Consider the following 17,311-nt stretch of genomic DNA (forward strand, 5'->3'; position numbering starts at 1 on the left):
CTCATGACACAGACAGAATCAGCGATTCTGGCGCATGCCCGGCGATGTGCGCCAGCGGAGTCGTGCGGCTTCGTGGTGAGAACGCCGGAGGGGGAACGATATTTTCCCTGCGTGAATATCTCCGGTGAGCCGGAGGAGTATTTCAGGCTGTCGCCGGAGGACTGGCTGCAGGCAGAAACGCAGGGTGAAATTGTGGCGCTGGTCCACAGCCACCCCGGTGGCCTGCCCTGGCTGAGTGAGGCCGACCGGCGGCTGCAGGTGCAGAGTGATTTGCCGTGGTGGCTGGTCTGCCGGGGGGCGATTCATAAATTCCGCTGTGTGCCGCATCTCACCGGGCGGCGCTTTGAGCACGGGGGGACGGACTGTTACACGCTGTTCCGGGACGCTTACCATCTGGCGGGAATTGAGATGCCGGATTTTCATCGCGGGGATGACTGGTGGCGTCACGGCCAGAATCTCTATCTTGACAATATGGAGGCAACGGGTTTTTACCGTGTCCCACTGACAGAGGCGCAGCCTGGCGACGTGCTGCTGTGCTGTTTTGGTTCATCGGTGCCGAATCATGCCGCCATTTACTGTGGCGACGGCGAGCTGCTGCACCATATTCCTGAACAACTGAGTAAACGAGAGAGGTACACCGACAAATGGCAGCGACGCACACACTCCCTCTGGCGTCACCGGGCATGGCACGCATCTGCCTTTACGGGGATTTGCAACGATTTGGTCGCCGTATCGACCTTCGTGTGAAAACGGGGGCTGAAGCCATCCGGGCACTGGCCACACAGCTCCCGGTGTTTCGTCAGAAACTGAATGAGGGCTGGTATCAGGTGCGCATTGCCGGGCGTGATGCAGGCGAAAATGAATTATCTGCCCGTCTTAATGAGCCGCTGGCAAATGGTGCCGTGATCCACATCGTGCCGCGTCTGGCGGGAGCTAAAAGTGGCGGTGTGTTTCAGGTGGTGCTTGGGGCGGCGCTGATTGCGGTGGCATGGTGGAACCCTGTGGGCTGGCTGGGGGCCGCGGCTGTATCGGGCATGTATGCGGCAGGGGCCAGTATGATCCTGGGCGGAGTGGCGCAGATGCTGGCACCGAAAGCCAGGACGCCCACGGCAGCCAGTACAGATAACGGCAAACAGAACACCTATTTCTCCTCACTGGATAACATGGTTGCCCAGGGCAATGTTCTGCCTGTTCTGTACGGTGAAATGCGCGTGGGGTCACGTGTGGTTTCTCAGGAGATCAGCACGGCAGACGAAGGGGATGGTGGTCAGGTTGTGGTGATTGGTCGCTGATGCAAAATGTTTTATGTGAAACCGCCTCCGGGCGGTTTTGTCGTTTATGGAGCGTGAGGAATGGGTAAAGGCAGCAGTAAGGGGCATACCCCGCGCGAAGCAAAGGACAACCTGAAGTCCACGCAGTTGCTGAGTGTGATCGATGCCATCAGCGAAGGGCCGGTTGAAGGTCCGGTGGATGGATTAAAAAGCGTGCTGCTGAACAGTACACCGGTGCTGGACAGTGAGGGGAATACTAACATCTCCGGCGTCACGGTGGTGTTCCGGGCAGGTGAGCAGGAACAGACACCGCCGGAGGGATTTGAATCATCAGGTTCCGAGACGGTACTGGGTACGGAAGTGAAATACGACACGCCGATCACCCGGACCATCACGTCGGCAAACATTGACCGACTGCGTTTTACCTTCGGCGTGCAGGCACTGGTGGAAACCACCTCAAAGGGGGACAGGAATCCGTCGGAAGTCCGCCTGCTGGTTCAGATACAACGTAACGGTGGCTGGGTGACGGAAAAAGACATCACCATTAAAGGCAAAACCACCTCACAGTATCTGGCCTCGGTGGTGGTGGGTAACCTGCCGCCGCGCCCGTTCAATATCCGGATGCGCAGGATGACGCCGGACAGCACCACAGACCAGCTGCAGAACAAAACGCTCTGGTCGTCATACACCGAAATCATCGATGTGAAACAGTGCTACCCGAACACGGCACTGGTCGGCGTACAGGTGGATTCGGAGCAGTTCGGCAGCCAGCAGGTGAGCCGTAATTATCATCTTCGCGGGCGTATTCTGCAGGTGCCGTCGAACTATAACCCGCAGACGCGGCAATACAGCGGTATCTGGGACGGAACGTTAAAACCGGCATACAGCAACAACATGGCCTGGTGTCTGTGGGATATGCTGACCCATCCGCGCTACGGCATGGGGAAACGTCTTGGTGCGGCGGATGTGGATAAATGGGCGCTGTATGTCATCGGCCAGAATTGCGACCAGTCGGTGCCGGATGGCTTTGGCGGCACGGAGCCGCGCATCACCTGTAATGCGTACCTGACCACACAGCGTAAGGCGTGGGATGTTCTCAGTGATTTCTGCTCGGCGATGCGCTGTATGCCGGTATGGAACGGGCAGACGCTGACGTTCGTGCAGGACCGGCCGTCGGATAAGGTGTGGACCTATAATCGCAGTAATGTGGTGATGCCGGATGATGGTGCGCCGTTCCGCTACAGCTTCAGCGCCCTGAAGGACCGCCATAATGCGGTGGAGGTGAACTGGATTGACCCGAACAACGGCTGGGAGACGGCGACAGAGCTTGTTGAAGATACGCAGGCCATTGCCCGTTACGGTCGTAATGTTACGAAGATGGATGCCTTTGGCTGTACCAGCCGGGGGCAGGCACACCGCGCCGGGCTGTGGCTGATTAAAACGGAGCTGCTGGAGACGCAGACCGTGGATTTCAGCGTGGGTGCCGAAGGGCTTCGCCATGTGCCGGGTGATGTTATTGAAATCTGCGATGATGACTATGCCGGTATCAGCACCGGCGGGCGCGTGCTGGCGGTGAACAGCCAGACCCGGACGCTGACGCTCGACCGTGAAATCACGCTGCCATCTTCCGGCACCACGCTGATAAGCCTGGTTGACGGGCAGGGGAGTCCGGTCAGCGTGGAGGTTCAGTCCGTCACCGACGGCGTGAAGGTGAAAGTGAGCCGTGTTCCTGACGGCGTTGCTGAATACAGCGTATGGGGGCTGAAGCTGCCGACGTTGCGCCAGCGCCTGTTCCGCTGCGTGAGTATCCGTGAGAACGACGACGGCACGTATGCCATCACCGCCGTGCAGCATGTACCGGAAAAAGAGGCCATCGTGGATAACGGGGCGCACTTTGACGGCGACCAGAGCGGCACGGTGAATGGTGTCACGCCGCCAGCGGTGCAGCACCTGACTGCCGAAGTCACCGCAGACAGCGGGGAGTATCAGGTGCTGGCGCGATGGGACACACCGAAGGTGGTGAAGGGCGTGAGCTTCCTGCTCCGTCTGACCGTAACAGCGGACGACGGCAGTGAGCGGCTGGTCAGCACGGCCCGGACGACGGAAACCACATACCGCTTCACGCAACTGGCGCTGGGGCGTTACACGCTGACAGTCCGGGCGGTAAATGCGTGGGGGCAGCAGGGCGATCCGGCATCGGTATCGTTCCGGATTGCGGCACCGGCAGCGCCTGTCACTATTGAACTGATACCAGGGTATTTTCAGATAACAGCGGTCCCGAAACTGGCTGTATATGACCCGACGGTGCAGTTTGAGTTCTGGTTCTCGGAAAAGCGGATTATCGATATCAGGCAGGTTGAAACCAGCGCGCGTTATCTTGGTACGGCGCTGTACTGGATAGCCGCCAGTAGCAATATTAAGCCGGGTTATGATTATTACTTTTATATCCGCAGCGTGAACACCGTTGGTAAATCGGCATTTGTGGAGGCCGTCGGTCGGGCGAGCGATGATGCGGAAGGTTATCTGAATTTTTATAAAGGGTTGATCAATAAAACGCATCTCGGCAAGGAACTGCTGGAAAACTTTGAGCTGACGGAAGATAACGCCAGCAAACTGGAGGAGTTTTCGAAAGAGTGGAAGGACGCTAACGATAAATGGAATGCCATGTGGGGCGTCAAAATTGAGCAGACCAAAGACGGCAAACATTATGTCGCGGGTATTGGCCTCAGCATGGAGGACACGGAGGAAGGCAAGCTGAGCCAGTTTCTGGTTGCCGCTAACCGTATCGCGTTTATTGACCCGGCAAACGGGAATGAAACGCCGATGTTTGTGGCGCAGGGCAACCAGATATTCATGAACGACGTGTTCCTGAAGCGCCTGACGGCCCCCACCATTACCAGCGGTGGCAGTCCTCCGGTATTTTCCCTGACATCAGACGGAAAGCTGACCGCTAAAAATGCGGATATCAGTGGCAGTGTGAATGCGAACTCAGGAACGCTCAACAATGTCACGATTAACCAGAACTGTACGATTAAGGGCATGCTGGAGGCGACCCAGGTCAGAGGGGATTTCGTTAAAGCTGTATCAAAAGCCTTCCCGAAAAAAGTCGGTACGTGGGGTAACACGGAAACACCAAACGGTACGGTTACAGTCACCATCAGCGATGATCATAACTTTGACCGCCAGATTATTATTCCGCCCATTATTTTTAACGGTATAGCGTATGACGATCCGGGGAGCGGAAATAACCCAGGAGGCACGCGATACACGGGTTATGGTTTTGAAGTTCGCAAAAACGGTGTATTAATCGCATCCAGAGAAACTAAAGGGGCCATTCCCGGTAGTTACAGTGCAGTTATTGATATGCCTAGTGGTGGTGGTAGCGTCACTCTGGAGTTTAAGATTTTCCAGAAAGGCAATCAGGGGGCAGGCAATATCACCGACTGTACGGTGATTGTGACCAAAAAAGCTGCTTCCGGCATCAGTATTCGTTGAAATATTTATAACCCCAATAAAGGGCGTCAGGAATGACGCCTTTTTTATTGCAGAAAAGCGAGAGGTAATTATGCGTAAAGTTTGTGCAGCAATTTTGTCCGCAGCCATTTGTCTGGCCGTATCCGGTGCGCCTGCATGGGCATCTGAACATCAGTCCACGCTGAGCGCGGGGTATCTTCATGCCTCGACGAACGTTCCCGGCAGCGATGATCTGAACGGGATTAACGTGAAATACCGTTATGAGTTTACGGACACACTGGGGCTGGTGACGTCATTCAGCTATGCAGGAGACAAGAATCGCCAGCTTACCCGTTACAGCGATACCCGCTGGCATGAAGATTCCGTGCGTAACCGCTGGTTCAGCGTGATGGTGGGGCCGTCTGTGCGCGTGAATGAATGGTTCAGCGCGTATGCGATGGCGGGTATGGCTTACAGCCGTGTGTCGACTTTCTCCGGGGATTATCTCCGCGTAACTGACAACAAGGGGAAAACGCACGACGTGCTGACCGGAAGTGATGACGGTCGCCACAGCAACACGTCTCTGGCGTGGGGAGCTGGCGTGCAGTTTAACCCGACCGAATCCGTGGCCATTGATATTGCTTATGAAGGCTCCGGCAGTGGCGACTGGCGCACTGACGGTTTCATCGTGGGTGTCGGTTATAAGTTCTGATTAGCCAGGTAACACAGTGTTATGACAGCCCGCCGGTTCAGGCGGGCTTTTTTGTGGGGTGAATATGGCAGTAAAGATTTCAGGTGTACTGAAAGACGGCACAGGAAAACCGGTACAGAACTGCACAATCCAGCTGAAAGCAAAACGTAACAGTACAGCGGTGGTGGTGAACACGCTGGCCTCAGAAAATCCGGATGAAGCCGGGCGTTACAGCATGGACGTTGAGTACGGTCAGTACAGCGTTATTCTGTTGGTGGAAGGATTCCCGCCGTCACATGCCGGGACCATCACCGTGTATGAAGATTCCCGACCCGGTACGCTGAATGATTTTCTCGGTGCCATGACGGAGGATGATGCCCGTCCGGAGGCTCTGCGACGTTTTGAACTGATGGTGGAAGAGGTGGCGCGTAACGCGTCCGCAGTGGCACAGAACATGGCAGCCGCGAAGAAGTCAGCCAGTGATGCCAGCACATCTGCCAGTGAGGCGGCAACTCATGCAACCGATGCTGCAGGCTCAGCTCGTGCCGCCAGCACGTCAGCCGGACAGGCTGCATCATCTGCTCAGTCAGCATCTTCCAGCGCAGGAACGGCATCAACAAAGGCCAGTGAAGCATCGAAAAGTGCTGCTGCTGCAGAGTCCTCAAAAAGCGCGGCAGCTACCAGTGCCGCTGCGGCGAAAACGTCAGAAACGAATGCGGCAGCGTCACAACAATCAGCAGCTACTTCTGCATCCGCCGCGACCACGAAGGCGTCAGAAGCTGCCACCTCAGCCCGGGATGCGTCGGCTTCAAAAGAGGCGGCAAAATCATCAGAAACGAACGCATCATCAAGCGCCAGTAGTGCCGCTTCCTCGGCAACGGCGGCAGGAAATTCCGCGAAGGCGGCAAAAACGTCCGAGACGAACGCCAGGTCTTCTGAAACGGCAGCGGGACAGAGCGCCTCGGCTGCGGCAGGCTCAAAAACAGCGGCTGCATCATCTGCCAGCGCCGCGTCAACAAGTGCCGGGCAGGCCTCAGCCAGTGCCACCGCTGCCGGAAAGTCGGCAGAAAGTGCCGCATCGTCTGCTTCAACAGCCACAACGAAGGCTGGCGAAGCCACTGAACAGGCCAGCGCAGCAGCGAGGTCTGCTTCCGCAGCGAAGACATCCGAAACGAACGCGAAAGCGTCGGAAACCAGCGCAGAATCCTCAAAAACGGCTGCCGCATCGTCCGCCAGTTCGGCGGCGTCATCGGCATCATCTGCGTCTGCTTCAAAAGATGAGGCGACCAGACAGGCGTCAGCAGCGAGGGGCAGCGCCACGACGGCATCCACGAAGGCGACAGAGGCTGCTGGCAGTGCGGCAGCGGCAGCACAGAGCAAAAGTACGGCGGAATCCGCGGCAACGCGCGCCGAGACAGCAGCAAAACGGGCAGAGGATATTGCATCCGCCGTGGCGCTTGAGGATGCGAGCACGACGAAAAAGGGGATAGTACAGCTCAGCAGTGCGACCAACAGCACTTCCGAGTCACAGGCGGCAACGCCAAAAGCCGTTAAGGCCGCGTATGACCTGGCTAACGGGAAATACACCGCACAGGATGCAACGACAGCACAGAAAGGGATAGTTCAGCTCAGCAGTGCGACTAACAGCACTTCCGAGTCACAGGCGGCAACGCCAAAAGCCGTTAAGGCCGCGTATGACCTGGCTAACGGGAAATACACCGCACAGGACGCTACGACAGCACAAAAAGGAATTGTCCAGCTCAGTAGTGCAACCAACAGCACATCTGAAACGCTTGCTGCGACACCGAAAGCAGTGAAAGCAGCTAATGACAATGCGAATGGTCGGGTACCTTCTGCCCGTAAGGTGAATGGTAAGGCGCTTTCAGCGGATATAACACTGACGCCGAAAGATATTGGTACGCTTAACTCAACAACAATGTCATTCAGCGGTGGTGCTGGTTGGTTCAAATTAGCAACGGTAACCATGCCACAGGCGAGTTCTGTTGTTTCAATTACGTTGATTGGTGGCGCTGGATTTAACGTGGGGTCACCTCAACAGGCAGGTATATCTGAACTTGTTTTACGTGCAGGTAATGGTAATCCGAAGGGGATTACTGGTGCTTTATGGCAGCGCACATCGACAGGGTTTACAAATTTTGCCTGGGTCAATACATCTGGTGATACTTACGATATTTACGTTGCAATCGGAAATTATGCGACTGGTGTAAATATTCAATGGGATTATACCAGTAATGCCAGCGTGACGATTCATACGTCACCAGCATATTCTGCTAATAAGCCGGAAGGGTTAACGGACGGTACAGTTTATTCACTCTATACGCCATCAGAGCAGTTTTATCCGCCTGGCGCACCAATCCCGTGGCCATCAGATACCGTTCCGTCTGGCTATGCCCTGATGCAGGGGCAGACTTTTGACAAATCTGCATACCCGAAACTTGCAGCCGCTTATCCGTCAGGCGTGATCCCTGATATGCGTGGCTGGACGATTAAGGGCAAACCTGCCAGTGGTCGGGCCGTATTGTCTCAGGAACAGGACGGCATTAAATCGCATACCCACAGCGCCAGCGCATCCAGTACGGATTTGGGGACGAAAACCACATCGTCGTTTGATTACGGCACTAAATCCACGAATAACACTGGTGCGCATACCCATAGTTTAAGTGGCAGCACGAATGCAGCTGGTAATCACAGCCATAGAGATGGCCGTCGATTTAACCCCAGTGTTTTTAAAGATACTTATCAATATGGTTATACAAGCTCAGGTCAAAATACCTGGGGTGTACAAGGCTCAGTAGGTATGTCTACGGGGTGGTTAGCGAATACCAGTACAGATGGTAATCATAGCCATTCACTGTCCGGCACAGCAGCATCTGCAGGTGCACACGCGCATACTGTCGGTATTGGTGCTCATACGCACTCCGTTGCGATTGGTTCACATGGACACACCATCACCGTTAACGCTGCTGGTAACGCGGAAAACACCGTCAAAAACATCGCATTTAACTATATTGTGAGGCTTGCATAATGGCATTCAGAATGAGTGAACAACCACGGACCATAAAAATTTATAATCTGCTGGCCGGAACTAATGAATTTATTGGTGAAGGTGACGCATATATTCCGCCTCATACAGGTCTGCCAGCAAACAGTACCGATATTGCACCACCAGATATTCCTGCTGGCTTTGTGGCTGTTTTCAACAGTGATAAGGCATCGTGGCATCTCGTTGAAGACCATCGGGGTAAAACGGTTTATGACGTAGCGTCAGGGGACGCGTTATTTATTTCTGAACTCGGTCCGTTACCGGAAAATGTTACCTGGTTATCGCCGGAAGGGGAGTTTCAGAAGTGGAACGGCACAGCCTGGGTGAAAGATGCAGAAGCAGAAAAACTGTTCCGGATCCGAGAGGCGGAAGAAACAAAAAACAGCCTGATGCAGGTAGCCAGTGAGCATATTGCGCCACTTCAGGATGCTGTAGATCTGGAAATCGCAACGGAGGAAGAAACCTCATTGCTGGAAGCCTGGAAAAAGTATCGGGTGTTGCTGAACCGTGTTGATACATCAACTGCACCGGATATTGAATGGCCAACAGTACCCATTATCGAATAGTGCATTACGAACTGCAGGATATTATATGGGATAATATTCTGCAGTTTATTGGGGCTGTATTTTAAAAAGGTGTTTATTTTGAGTGAATTATCACCTTGTTTTTTCCGGTTCTTTTGGCTTGATATAACGCTTTATCGGCATTGACTAACATTTCAGATGGACTGAGATTATTCTCTTTTGAAGTAAAACAACCAATACTGACAGTTATTTTCTCAGGTCCATGCGATAATAATTTTTCCGAGCATTGCTCTTCAATGTTTTTTCTGATTCGCTCTGCAATTGATAGCAAGAGCTTTTGAGTATTACCTTTAATGATAATACCGAACTCCTCACCGCCTAAGCGCCCTAATATATCCTCTTTCCTGATGGATTTTTTTATTATTCTGGTAACCATTACTATGACTTGATCACCCATATGATGCCCCCATTTGTCATTGATGCTTTTGAAATTGTCAATATCTAACATTATTACTGAGAAATCATGGTGTTTTGATATATTCTTCAATGAGTCAATAAAGTATCTTCTATTGTATGTATTCGTTAGTGGATCATGAATTGCCATATGATTAGCATGATTTAATTTCCTGAAAACATAATACATGAGTGTTGAAATGATATAAATCATTGATATCAATTCAAGAAATTTTATCATGTACCATGCAGGATGGGATTTATCAATAAAATACAATAAAATTAGGTTATTGCATACTGACACTATACTAATAAGTATTATACACAACCATATTTTTGAGTAATTACGTATGCTGATGCATGAGCTGATAAGTAATACAAGCCAAAATACTGATATTATTTTGGTGTACACGATATTCCACGTCGACAAATGAAGATTCAGCGAGTATTGTATAATATTAAGACTATATTTTATATTGTCACTGCTTAGATTTTTTGCTACAAACGGAGTAATAAAAAGAATTAATATTGACAAAACAACAATTATTATATTTCTTTTATCTTCTAAAACACTTTTATTTTTAACATTGGTGGAATAAACAGCCAGAAAGATTATAGATATAAAGCTGAACTGACGGAATAGATAATATATTGCGATATCATTTGATTTCTGATAGATTGTAGATAAATCGTTACCTAACGGAGATAAAGAAATAATAGCCACTTCTAATAAATAATACGTGTTGCTCAAAAACGCGAATGAAAGAATTAAGAGATAACTTTGTCTCTGATTAGAAACATAGTAAAGCAATAGAAAAATAAAAATCATCAGGTTTATGAAAAAAAGCCCAATAATGAAAACACTATAACTTATTTGTGTTGTTTGTGTTATGTATATTCCATTATTTTTATGCAGTAACATAAATATAATAGAGATGCATGAAAATAAAAAGATGAAGATTTTTATTTTTATAGGTACCGGGTTGATAATCATGTACGCACCTGAGAATGATATATATATAATATGTATCGCTATAAATAACGATAATTTCTTACTGGTGATAGTATACTATCATTCTGGTTAATCGCTATCAAATTGATGATTTTGGTTAGTATTGCAATAGCGAAGGGTTTGATCCGGTAAGACTGGCTAGGCAAGGCTATACCAAAAAATCAGTGTAGGTTCAGAAAACGATGCACCATACAATCATCAATAATTTCAAATTGTCCATTGTGCATAAATCATAAAGAAAACCGCAGCACGTCGGATGCAAGAACGTGCTGCGGTTGGCTGGTGAACTTTCGATAGTGCGAGTATTGAATAATTTCCAGCAGTTACCGATTTTATATAACTGCAGTGGAATTATTCAACACACAGGCAAAACGGAATAAGCTGAGAAAAAAGCGTGCTTTCCCAATCTGGGGCAAATCACGTCTGAATGACACCTGAAACAGGTGGTGGACTTAAGAAGGCTTGGAATATTCTTCTTTAATGTTATGTAATTCATTGATTTTTCGTGTACGATTTTAAGACATTTATTCCAAGAAAAATTTTTAACTCTTTGATTTTTCGACTCTGTATCATCGGTCTCGAAAACCGGAGTAGGGGCAACTCTACCGGGGGTTCAAATCCCCCTCTCTCCGCCAATCATTCAAACAGCTAGTCCGCCCCATGTCAGTGACACAAATCCCATTGAGAAAATTCGAAAAATTCATCCGCGAAAAATAACGCCTGTAAGTAACCTGCGCTACTTTAGCAATCACATTTTTCTCGCTGTTTTTGAATTTCTAATACGCGCCTGAACCCACAATTCTGTTTCGTTTCCGCACATTACAGTGATGCCCCTACCCGTCCCCCATAGTCATTTTCTGACATAAAAACATTTGCAGATGCTCTCTGTCGCGGTAGTCTCATAAGGTTCGTTTATAGTTCGACGGCAATGTGAGTTACCTTTTCCATACTAATTATAAAAAGACAGTACAAACAGGAACATTATGGACTCCACGCTCATCTCCACGCGTCCCGATGAAGGCACGCTTTCGTTAAGTCGCGCCCGACGAGCTGCGTTAGGCAGTTTCGCCGGTGCCGTCGTCGACTGGTACGATTTTTTACTCTATGGCATTACCGCCGCACTGGTGTTTAATCGCGAGTTTTTCCCGCAAATAAGCCCGGCAATGGGAACGCTCGCCGCATTTGCTACTTTTGGGGTCGGTTTCCTTTTCCGTCCGCTCGGAGGTGTCATTTTCGGCCATTTTGGCGACCGTCTGGGACGTAAACGCATGTTAATGCTGACCGTCTGGATGATGGGCATCGCAACAGCTTTGATTGGTATTCTCCCTTCGTTTTCGACTATTGGCTGGTGGGCACCGATTTTATTGGTGACGCTGCGTGCCATTCAGGGTTTTGCCGTCGGCGGAGAGTGGGGAGGCGCTGCATTGCTGTCTGTTGAAAGCGCGCCGAAAAATAAAAAAGCCTTTTACAGCAGCGGCGTACAAGTTGGTTACGGTGTAGGGTTACTACTTTCAACCGGACTGGTTTCACTGATCAGCATGATGACTACTGATGAGCAGTTTTTGAGCTGGGGCTGGCGCATCCCTTTCCTGTTTAGCATCATACTGGTGCTGGGCGCATTGTGGGTGCGTAATGGCATGGAGGAGTCCGCTGAATTTGAACAACAGCAACATAATCAAGTGACCGCGCAAAAGCGTATCCCGGTTATCGAAGCCCTGTTACGACATCCCGGCGCTTTCCTGAAGATTATTGCACTACGCCTGTGCGAGTTGCTGACAATGTATATCGTTACCGCCTTTGCACTTAACTATTCAACCCAGAATATGGGGTTACCGCGCGAATTGTTCCTTAATATTGGTTTGCTGGTGGGTGGGTTAAGCTGTCTGACAATTCCCTGTTTTGCCTGGCTTGCCGACCGTTTTGGCCGCCGTAGGGTGTATATCACTGGCGCGTTAATTGGAGCGTTAAGCGCGTTTCCTTTCTTTATGGCGCTTGAGGCACAGTCCATTTTCTGGATTGTTTTCTTCTCCATTATGCTGGCGAACATTGCGCATGACATGGTGGTTTGTGTGCAACAACCGATGTTTACCGAGATGTTTGGTGCCAGTTATCGCTACAGCGGCGCGGGGGTCGGATACCAGGTTGCCAGTGTGGTAGGGGGTGGATTTACACCTTTTATTGCTGCAGCTCTCATTACTTATTTTGCTGGAGACTGGCATAGCGTCGCCATTTATTTGCTGGCAGGATGCCTGATTTCCGCAATAACTGCTTTGTTGATGAAAGACAATCAACGCGCCTGAGGGTCTGGCGAAGATCATTCGATCTTCGCCTTCCACTTTTGTTTCACATTCCTGTGACATACTATCGGAAACGCGGTAATTGTATGGAACAGGAGACACACATGAATAATAAGGGCTCCGGTCTGACCCCTGCTCAGGCACTGGATAAACTCGACGCGCTGTATGAGCAATCTGTAGTCGCTTTACGCAATGCCATTGGCAAATATATTAAAAGTGGCGAATTGCCTGATGAAAACGCCCGTAAACAAGGTCTTTTTGTCTATCCATCACTGACCGTGACCTGGGACGGCAGCACAACCAATCCCCCCAAAACACGCGCTTTCGGTCGCTTTACTCACGCTGGCAGCTATACCACCACCATCACACGCCCTGCTCTCTTTCGTTCGTATCTCAATGAACAACTTACTTTGTTGTATCAGGATTATGGCGCGCATATCTCCGTGCAACCGTCACAGCATGAAATCCCCTACCCCTATGTCATTGATGGCTCCGAGTTAACGCTTGATCGCTCAATGAGCGCCGGGCTAACGCGTTATTTCCCGACAACAGAGCTGGCACAAATTGGCGATGAAACTGCAGACGGCATTTATCATCCGGCGGAATTTTCTCCGTTATCGCATTTTGATGCACGCCGGGTAGATTTTTCCCTCGCGCGGTTACGCCATTATACCGGCACACCTGTCGAACATTTTCAGCCGTTCGTCTTGTTTACCAACTACACACGTTATGTGGATGAATTCGTTCGTTGGGGATGCAGCCAGATCCTTGATCCTGAAAGCCCTTATATTGCACTTTCTTGCGCTGGCGGGAACTGGATCACTGCCGAAACAGAAGCACCTGAAGAAGCAATTTCCGACCTCGCATGGAAAAAACACCAGATGCCCGCCTGGCATTTAATCACTATTGATGGTCAGGGCATCACTCTGGTGAATATTGGCGTGGGGCCGTCAAATGCAAAAACCATCTGTGATCATCTGGCGGTGCTACGCCCGGATGTCTGGTTAATGATTGGTCACTGCGGTGGATTACGTGAAAGCCAGTCTATTGGTGATTATGTACTTGCGCATGCTTATTTACGCGATGACCACGTTCTCGATGCGGTTCTGCCGCCCGATATTCCTATTCCCAGCATTGCTGAAGTGCAACGTGCGCTTTATGACGCGACCAAGCTGGTCAGCGGTAGACCGGGTGAGGAAGTTAAACAGCGGTTACGTACTGGCACTGTGGTAACCACAGATGACAGAAACTGGGAGCTGCGCTACTCGGCTTCTGCACTGCGTTTTAACTTAAGCCGGGCCGTGGCGATTGATATGGAAAGTGCAACCATTGCAGCACAAGGATATCGTTTCCGCGTGCCATACGGGACACTACTGTGTGTTTCAGATAAACCGTTGCATGGTGAGATTAAACTTCCCGGCCAGGCTAACCGTTTTTACGAAGGCGCTATTTCCGAGCACCTGCAAATTGGCATTCGGGCGATAGATTTGCTGCGCGCGGAAGGCGATCGACTGCATTCGCGTAAACTGCGAACCTTTAATGAGCCGCCGTTCCGGTAATGAGTTCAGATCCTTTGCGTCAGGAAAAAATGTGAAGGATTTGATAAGTAGCAAAGCAAAAAGCCTGCTTAAAGCAGGCTTTTTTGAATTTGGCTCCTCTGACTGGACTCGAACCAGTGACATACGGATTAACAGTCCGCCGTTCTACCGACTGAACTACAGAGGAATCGTGAGAACGAGGCGAATATTAACTATGCCCATCCACAATGTCAAAGCCTGTTTTTTAATTTTGAAAGCGTTTGCTGAAATATTCTGCGTTTTGCCGTTTATTCCGACACAACTGGCTTTTTTTCACACTTTTTATGTTCAGCGCGAGGATATTTCCATAGCCAACGCCCGGTCACCATCCGCCAGTAAAACAGCACGGCACGCACGGCCCAGTCGGCAAACATCCCCATCCAGACGCCAACCACGCCCCAGTCAAGCATAATTCCCAGCGCATAACCCACAACCACGCGGCATCCCCACATGCTCAGCATAGAAACCCACATGGCGTAGCGTGCATCACGAGCACCTTTAAAACCAGCAGGTAACACCCATGAGGCGGACCAAATAGGCATAAACAAAGCGTTTAGCCAAATCAGAATCACAACGACATGTTTAACTTGTGGATCCTGGGTATAAAACGACGCCATAACTCCGGCAAAAGGGGCAGTCAACCAGGCTATTGCCGTTAGTCCAATAGTGGACAGCCAGAAAACATGCCGCAACTGAATTTCTGCTTGCGCTATCTGCCCTACCCCCAGTCTTCGACCGGTGATTATTGTGGAGGCTGAACCGAGTGCACTTCCTGGTAAATTGATAAGAGCCGCGATCGAAAAAGCGATAAAGTTCCCGGCAATAACGCTGGTTCCCATCCCGGCGACAAACATTTGTGTTAATAACCGGCCACTGGTAAATAATACAGATTCAACGCTCGCAGGAATACCGATCCCCATTACTTCCCAGATAATGCTGAAATTCAAAGGCTTAAAATAGCTCTTTAACGAGATCCGTAGCGCAGGGTTAAAACCAATCGCCAGTACCCACAAAATTGCAATTGCGCCAATATAACGGGAAATAGTTAATCCCAGCCCAGCCCCGACAAAACCCAATCCCTGCCAGGAAAAAAGACCGTAAATTAATATACCGCTAATAATAATATTAAGAATATTCAGGCTGCCGTTTATAAGCAGCGGTATTTTCGTATTCCCTGCACCGCGAAGTGCCCCACTGCCAATCAAGGTGATAGCCGCAGCAGGATAACTGATTACCGTTAGCTCCAGGTAAGTCAGCGCCAGTGCTTTCACTTCCGTCGAGGCATCACCTGCAACAAATTCGATAATGTGCTCGCCAAAATGATGAATAAGAACAGCCAACAGCACGGCAAACAACGTCATGATTACCAATGATTGCCGTGTCGCTACTCTGGCTCGCCGTCGATCACGTTTACCGAGACTAAATGCCACAACGACAGTAGTACCAAGATCGATAGCGGCAAAAAAGGCCATAATGACCATATTGAAGCTATCAGCCAACCCTACGCCCGCCATCGCATCTTTTCCCAGCCAACTGACCAGAAAAGTGCTCAGGACGCCCATCAACAGGACACAGGCATTCTCCATAAAGATAGGAACAGCAAGCGGAGTTATCTCACGCCAGAACAACACTTTGTAACTCTTGCGTTTTGCGTGCCAGCGAGTGTGGCGTAAAGCAGAGGAGATATTCAAAGCCGACCCTAATTGCAGAAAGTGAAACCACATTTCAAATAATGAGGGAGAATCAGCAAAGCTGCAAAGATTTTCGCTGTCAAATTGTCTGCAAATGCAACAAACTGTTGATAGAAACGGCAAACAGTTAGGTTTTTTAAAAATCGGGTTTGACAAAATATTTTTCGCCGTTAAGATGTGCCCCAACAGCGATTCCTCTGTAGTTCAGTCGGTAGAACGGCGGACTGTTAATCCGTATGTCACTGGTTCGAGTCCAGTCAGAGGAGCCAAATTTCTGAAAAGCCCGCTTTGATAGCGGGCTTTTTGTTATATCTGATAATCAATTACCTCTTCACTATTTTCCATCACCTGCCGCTTAATATCCTCAACCGACAATCCAGCGTTACACAGTTCCAGAAAGTGCCAGACGTAGTTACGCTGCAGTTGCCCTCGTTTCAGCCCCAACCAGACAGTATTGGCATCGAAAAGATGGCGAGTATCCAGACGAATTAAATTCTCTTCCTCTTGTTCACCGCTGGATTGTTCGGCTACTAATCCGATTCCCAGCCCAAGAGCGACGTAGGTTTTGATGACATCAGAATCCTGGGCGCTCAATACAATATCTGCCAGCAAACCTTTGCGGGTAAATGCATCATCAATACGCGAGCGGCCTGTAATCCCCTGCCGGTAAGTGATCAACGGCCACTTCGCTATTGATTCCAGCGTTAATGGCGTAATTTTTGTTAAAGGATGATTAACAGGAACAAGCAAACTATGATGCCAACGAAACCAGGGGAAGGCGACGAGTTGGAGGTCATTGCTCAAACGCTCACTGGCTATGCCAATATCAGCGCCGCCATTTTGTAGCAATGTGGCAATTTCCTGTGGCGTTCCCTGGATAAGCTCGAGTCGCACTTCCGGGAAAAGTTCGCGAAAGACTTTAATGACATCCGGCAAGCTGTAGCGAGCCTGAGTATGCGTCGTTGCGATAGTGAGTACGCCAGACGTATCGTTGGTAAACAGCTCGGCAAGCCGACGAACATTACTGGCTTCATTCAGAATACGTTCTGCAATAACCAGTAACGCTTTGCCCGGTTCAGTCATGCCAAGAAGCCGTTTGCCCCGACGAATGAATATTTCTATACCAAGTTCATCCTCCAGCTCTCGAATATGACGGCTGACACCAGACTGTGAGGTAAAGAGCATATTCGCGACCTCTGTCAGATTGTAATCCTGACGGGCAGCCTCGCGGATTATCTTTAGCTGTTGGAAATTCACGGTAAACTCCGGGCATATCAG

At 50.0% G+C, this 17,311-nt stretch carries 11 protein-coding genes, 2 tRNA genes and 1 pseudogene; 10 read left to right on the forward strand and 4 right to left on the reverse strand.

Annotated elements, in window-relative coordinates:
• Nucleotides 1-3: 3 nt before the first annotated feature.
• The 6 genes from C0K55_RS18855 (at nt 4) to C0K55_RS18880 (ending at nt 9,045) form a co-directional block, all read left to right on the forward strand.
• Complete coding sequence (locus tag C0K55_RS18855) at nt 4-747, forward strand: C40 family peptidase (protein ID WP_105266730.1); 744 nt, start codon at nt 4-6, stop codon at nt 745-747.
• Nucleotides 645-1,292 carry a tail assembly protein gene (locus C0K55_RS18860; protein WP_001309913.1) on the forward strand — a complete coding sequence of 216 codons (648 nt, stop codon included), beginning with the start codon at nt 645-647 and terminating at the stop codon, nt 1,290-1,292. Before C0K55_RS18855 ends, C0K55_RS18860 begins: the two co-directional genes overlap by 103 nt.
• A 60-nt stretch (nt 1,293-1,352) precedes the next feature.
• A complete protein-coding gene (gene gpJ, locus C0K55_RS18865; RefSeq protein WP_105283420.1) occupies nt 1,353-4,766 on the forward strand; it encodes a phage attachment tail tip protein J in 3,414 nt (1,137 codons plus the stop codon).
• A gap of 70 nt (nt 4,767-4,836) precedes the next feature.
• Nucleotides 4,837-5,436 carry an Ail/Lom family outer membrane beta-barrel protein gene (locus C0K55_RS18870; protein ID WP_021539140.1) on the forward strand — a complete coding sequence of 200 codons (600 nt, stop codon included), beginning with the start codon at nt 4,837-4,839 and terminating at the stop codon, nt 5,434-5,436.
• Nucleotides 5,437-5,500: 64 nt separating this feature from the next.
• A complete protein-coding gene (locus tag C0K55_RS18875) occupies nt 5,501-8,461 on the forward strand; it encodes a prophage tail fiber N-terminal domain-containing protein (protein ID WP_105267016.1) in 2,961 nt (986 codons plus the stop codon).
• The gene (locus tag C0K55_RS18880; protein ID WP_105267015.1) at nt 8,461-9,045 is read left to right on the forward strand and encodes a tail fiber assembly protein; all 585 of its coding nucleotides are present in this window, start codon (nt 8,461-8,463) and stop codon (nt 9,043-9,045) included. Before C0K55_RS18875 ends, C0K55_RS18880 begins: the two co-directional genes overlap by 1 nt.
• 73 nt (nt 9,046-9,118) lie before the next feature.
• Here the strand turns inward: C0K55_RS18880 and C0K55_RS18885 are convergent, their stop codons facing one another.
• Nucleotides 9,119-10,450, reverse strand: coding sequence for a sensor domain-containing diguanylate cyclase (locus C0K55_RS18885; protein ID WP_105283421.1), 1,332 nt, complete (start codon nt 10,448-10,450; stop codon nt 9,119-9,121).
• A 281-nt stretch (nt 10,451-10,731) separates the two neighbouring features.
• Between C0K55_RS18885 and C0K55_RS27030 the strand changes: the two are divergent.
• From C0K55_RS27030 to amn, 3 genes and pseudogenes are all read left to right on the forward strand, one after another.
• Nucleotides 10,732-10,803: pseudogene (locus C0K55_RS27030) on the forward strand (capsid protein); the annotation flags it as partial.
• Nucleotides 10,804-11,451: 648 nt separating this feature from the next.
• Nucleotides 11,452-12,768, forward strand: coding sequence for a shikimate transporter (shiA, locus tag C0K55_RS18890; protein ID WP_000378543.1), 1,317 nt, complete (start codon nt 11,452-11,454; stop codon nt 12,766-12,768).
• 101 nt (nt 12,769-12,869) lie between these two features.
• The gene (gene amn / locus C0K55_RS18895) at nt 12,870-14,324 is read left to right on the forward strand and encodes an AMP nucleosidase (RefSeq protein ID WP_001060212.1); all 1,455 of its coding nucleotides are present in this window, start codon (nt 12,870-12,872) and stop codon (nt 14,322-14,324) included.
• A gap of 90 nt (nt 14,325-14,414) precedes the next feature.
• Here the strand turns inward: amn and C0K55_RS18900 are convergent.
• Nucleotides 14,415-14,490 (reverse strand) — tRNA-Asn (locus C0K55_RS18900).
• Nucleotides 14,491-14,590: 100 nt separating this feature from the next.
• Entirely contained in the window at nt 14,591-16,066 is a 1,476-nt protein-coding gene (yeeO, locus tag C0K55_RS18905; protein WP_077627720.1) for a toxic metabolite efflux MATE transporter YeeO, read from the reverse strand.
• Between the two features lie 160 nt (nt 16,067-16,226).
• On the opposite strand from yeeO, the gene C0K55_RS18915 reads away from it, so the two are divergent.
• Nucleotides 16,227-16,302: transfer RNA gene (locus C0K55_RS18915), tRNA-Asn, on the forward strand.
• Nucleotides 16,303-16,339: 37 nt separating this feature from the next.
• Here the strand turns inward: C0K55_RS18915 and cbl are convergent.
• On the reverse strand, nt 16,340-17,290 hold the full coding sequence (gene cbl / locus C0K55_RS18920) for an HTH-type transcriptional regulator Cbl (RefSeq protein ID WP_001010989.1): 951 nt from the start codon (nt 17,288-17,290) through the stop codon (nt 16,340-16,342).
• Nucleotides 17,291-17,311 lie beyond the last annotated feature (21 nt).

It is taken from the genome of Escherichia sp. MOD1-EC6098, from assembly GCF_002965865.1.
Taxonomy (GTDB): domain Bacteria; phylum Pseudomonadota; class Gammaproteobacteria; order Enterobacterales; family Enterobacteriaceae; genus Escherichia; species Escherichia marmotae.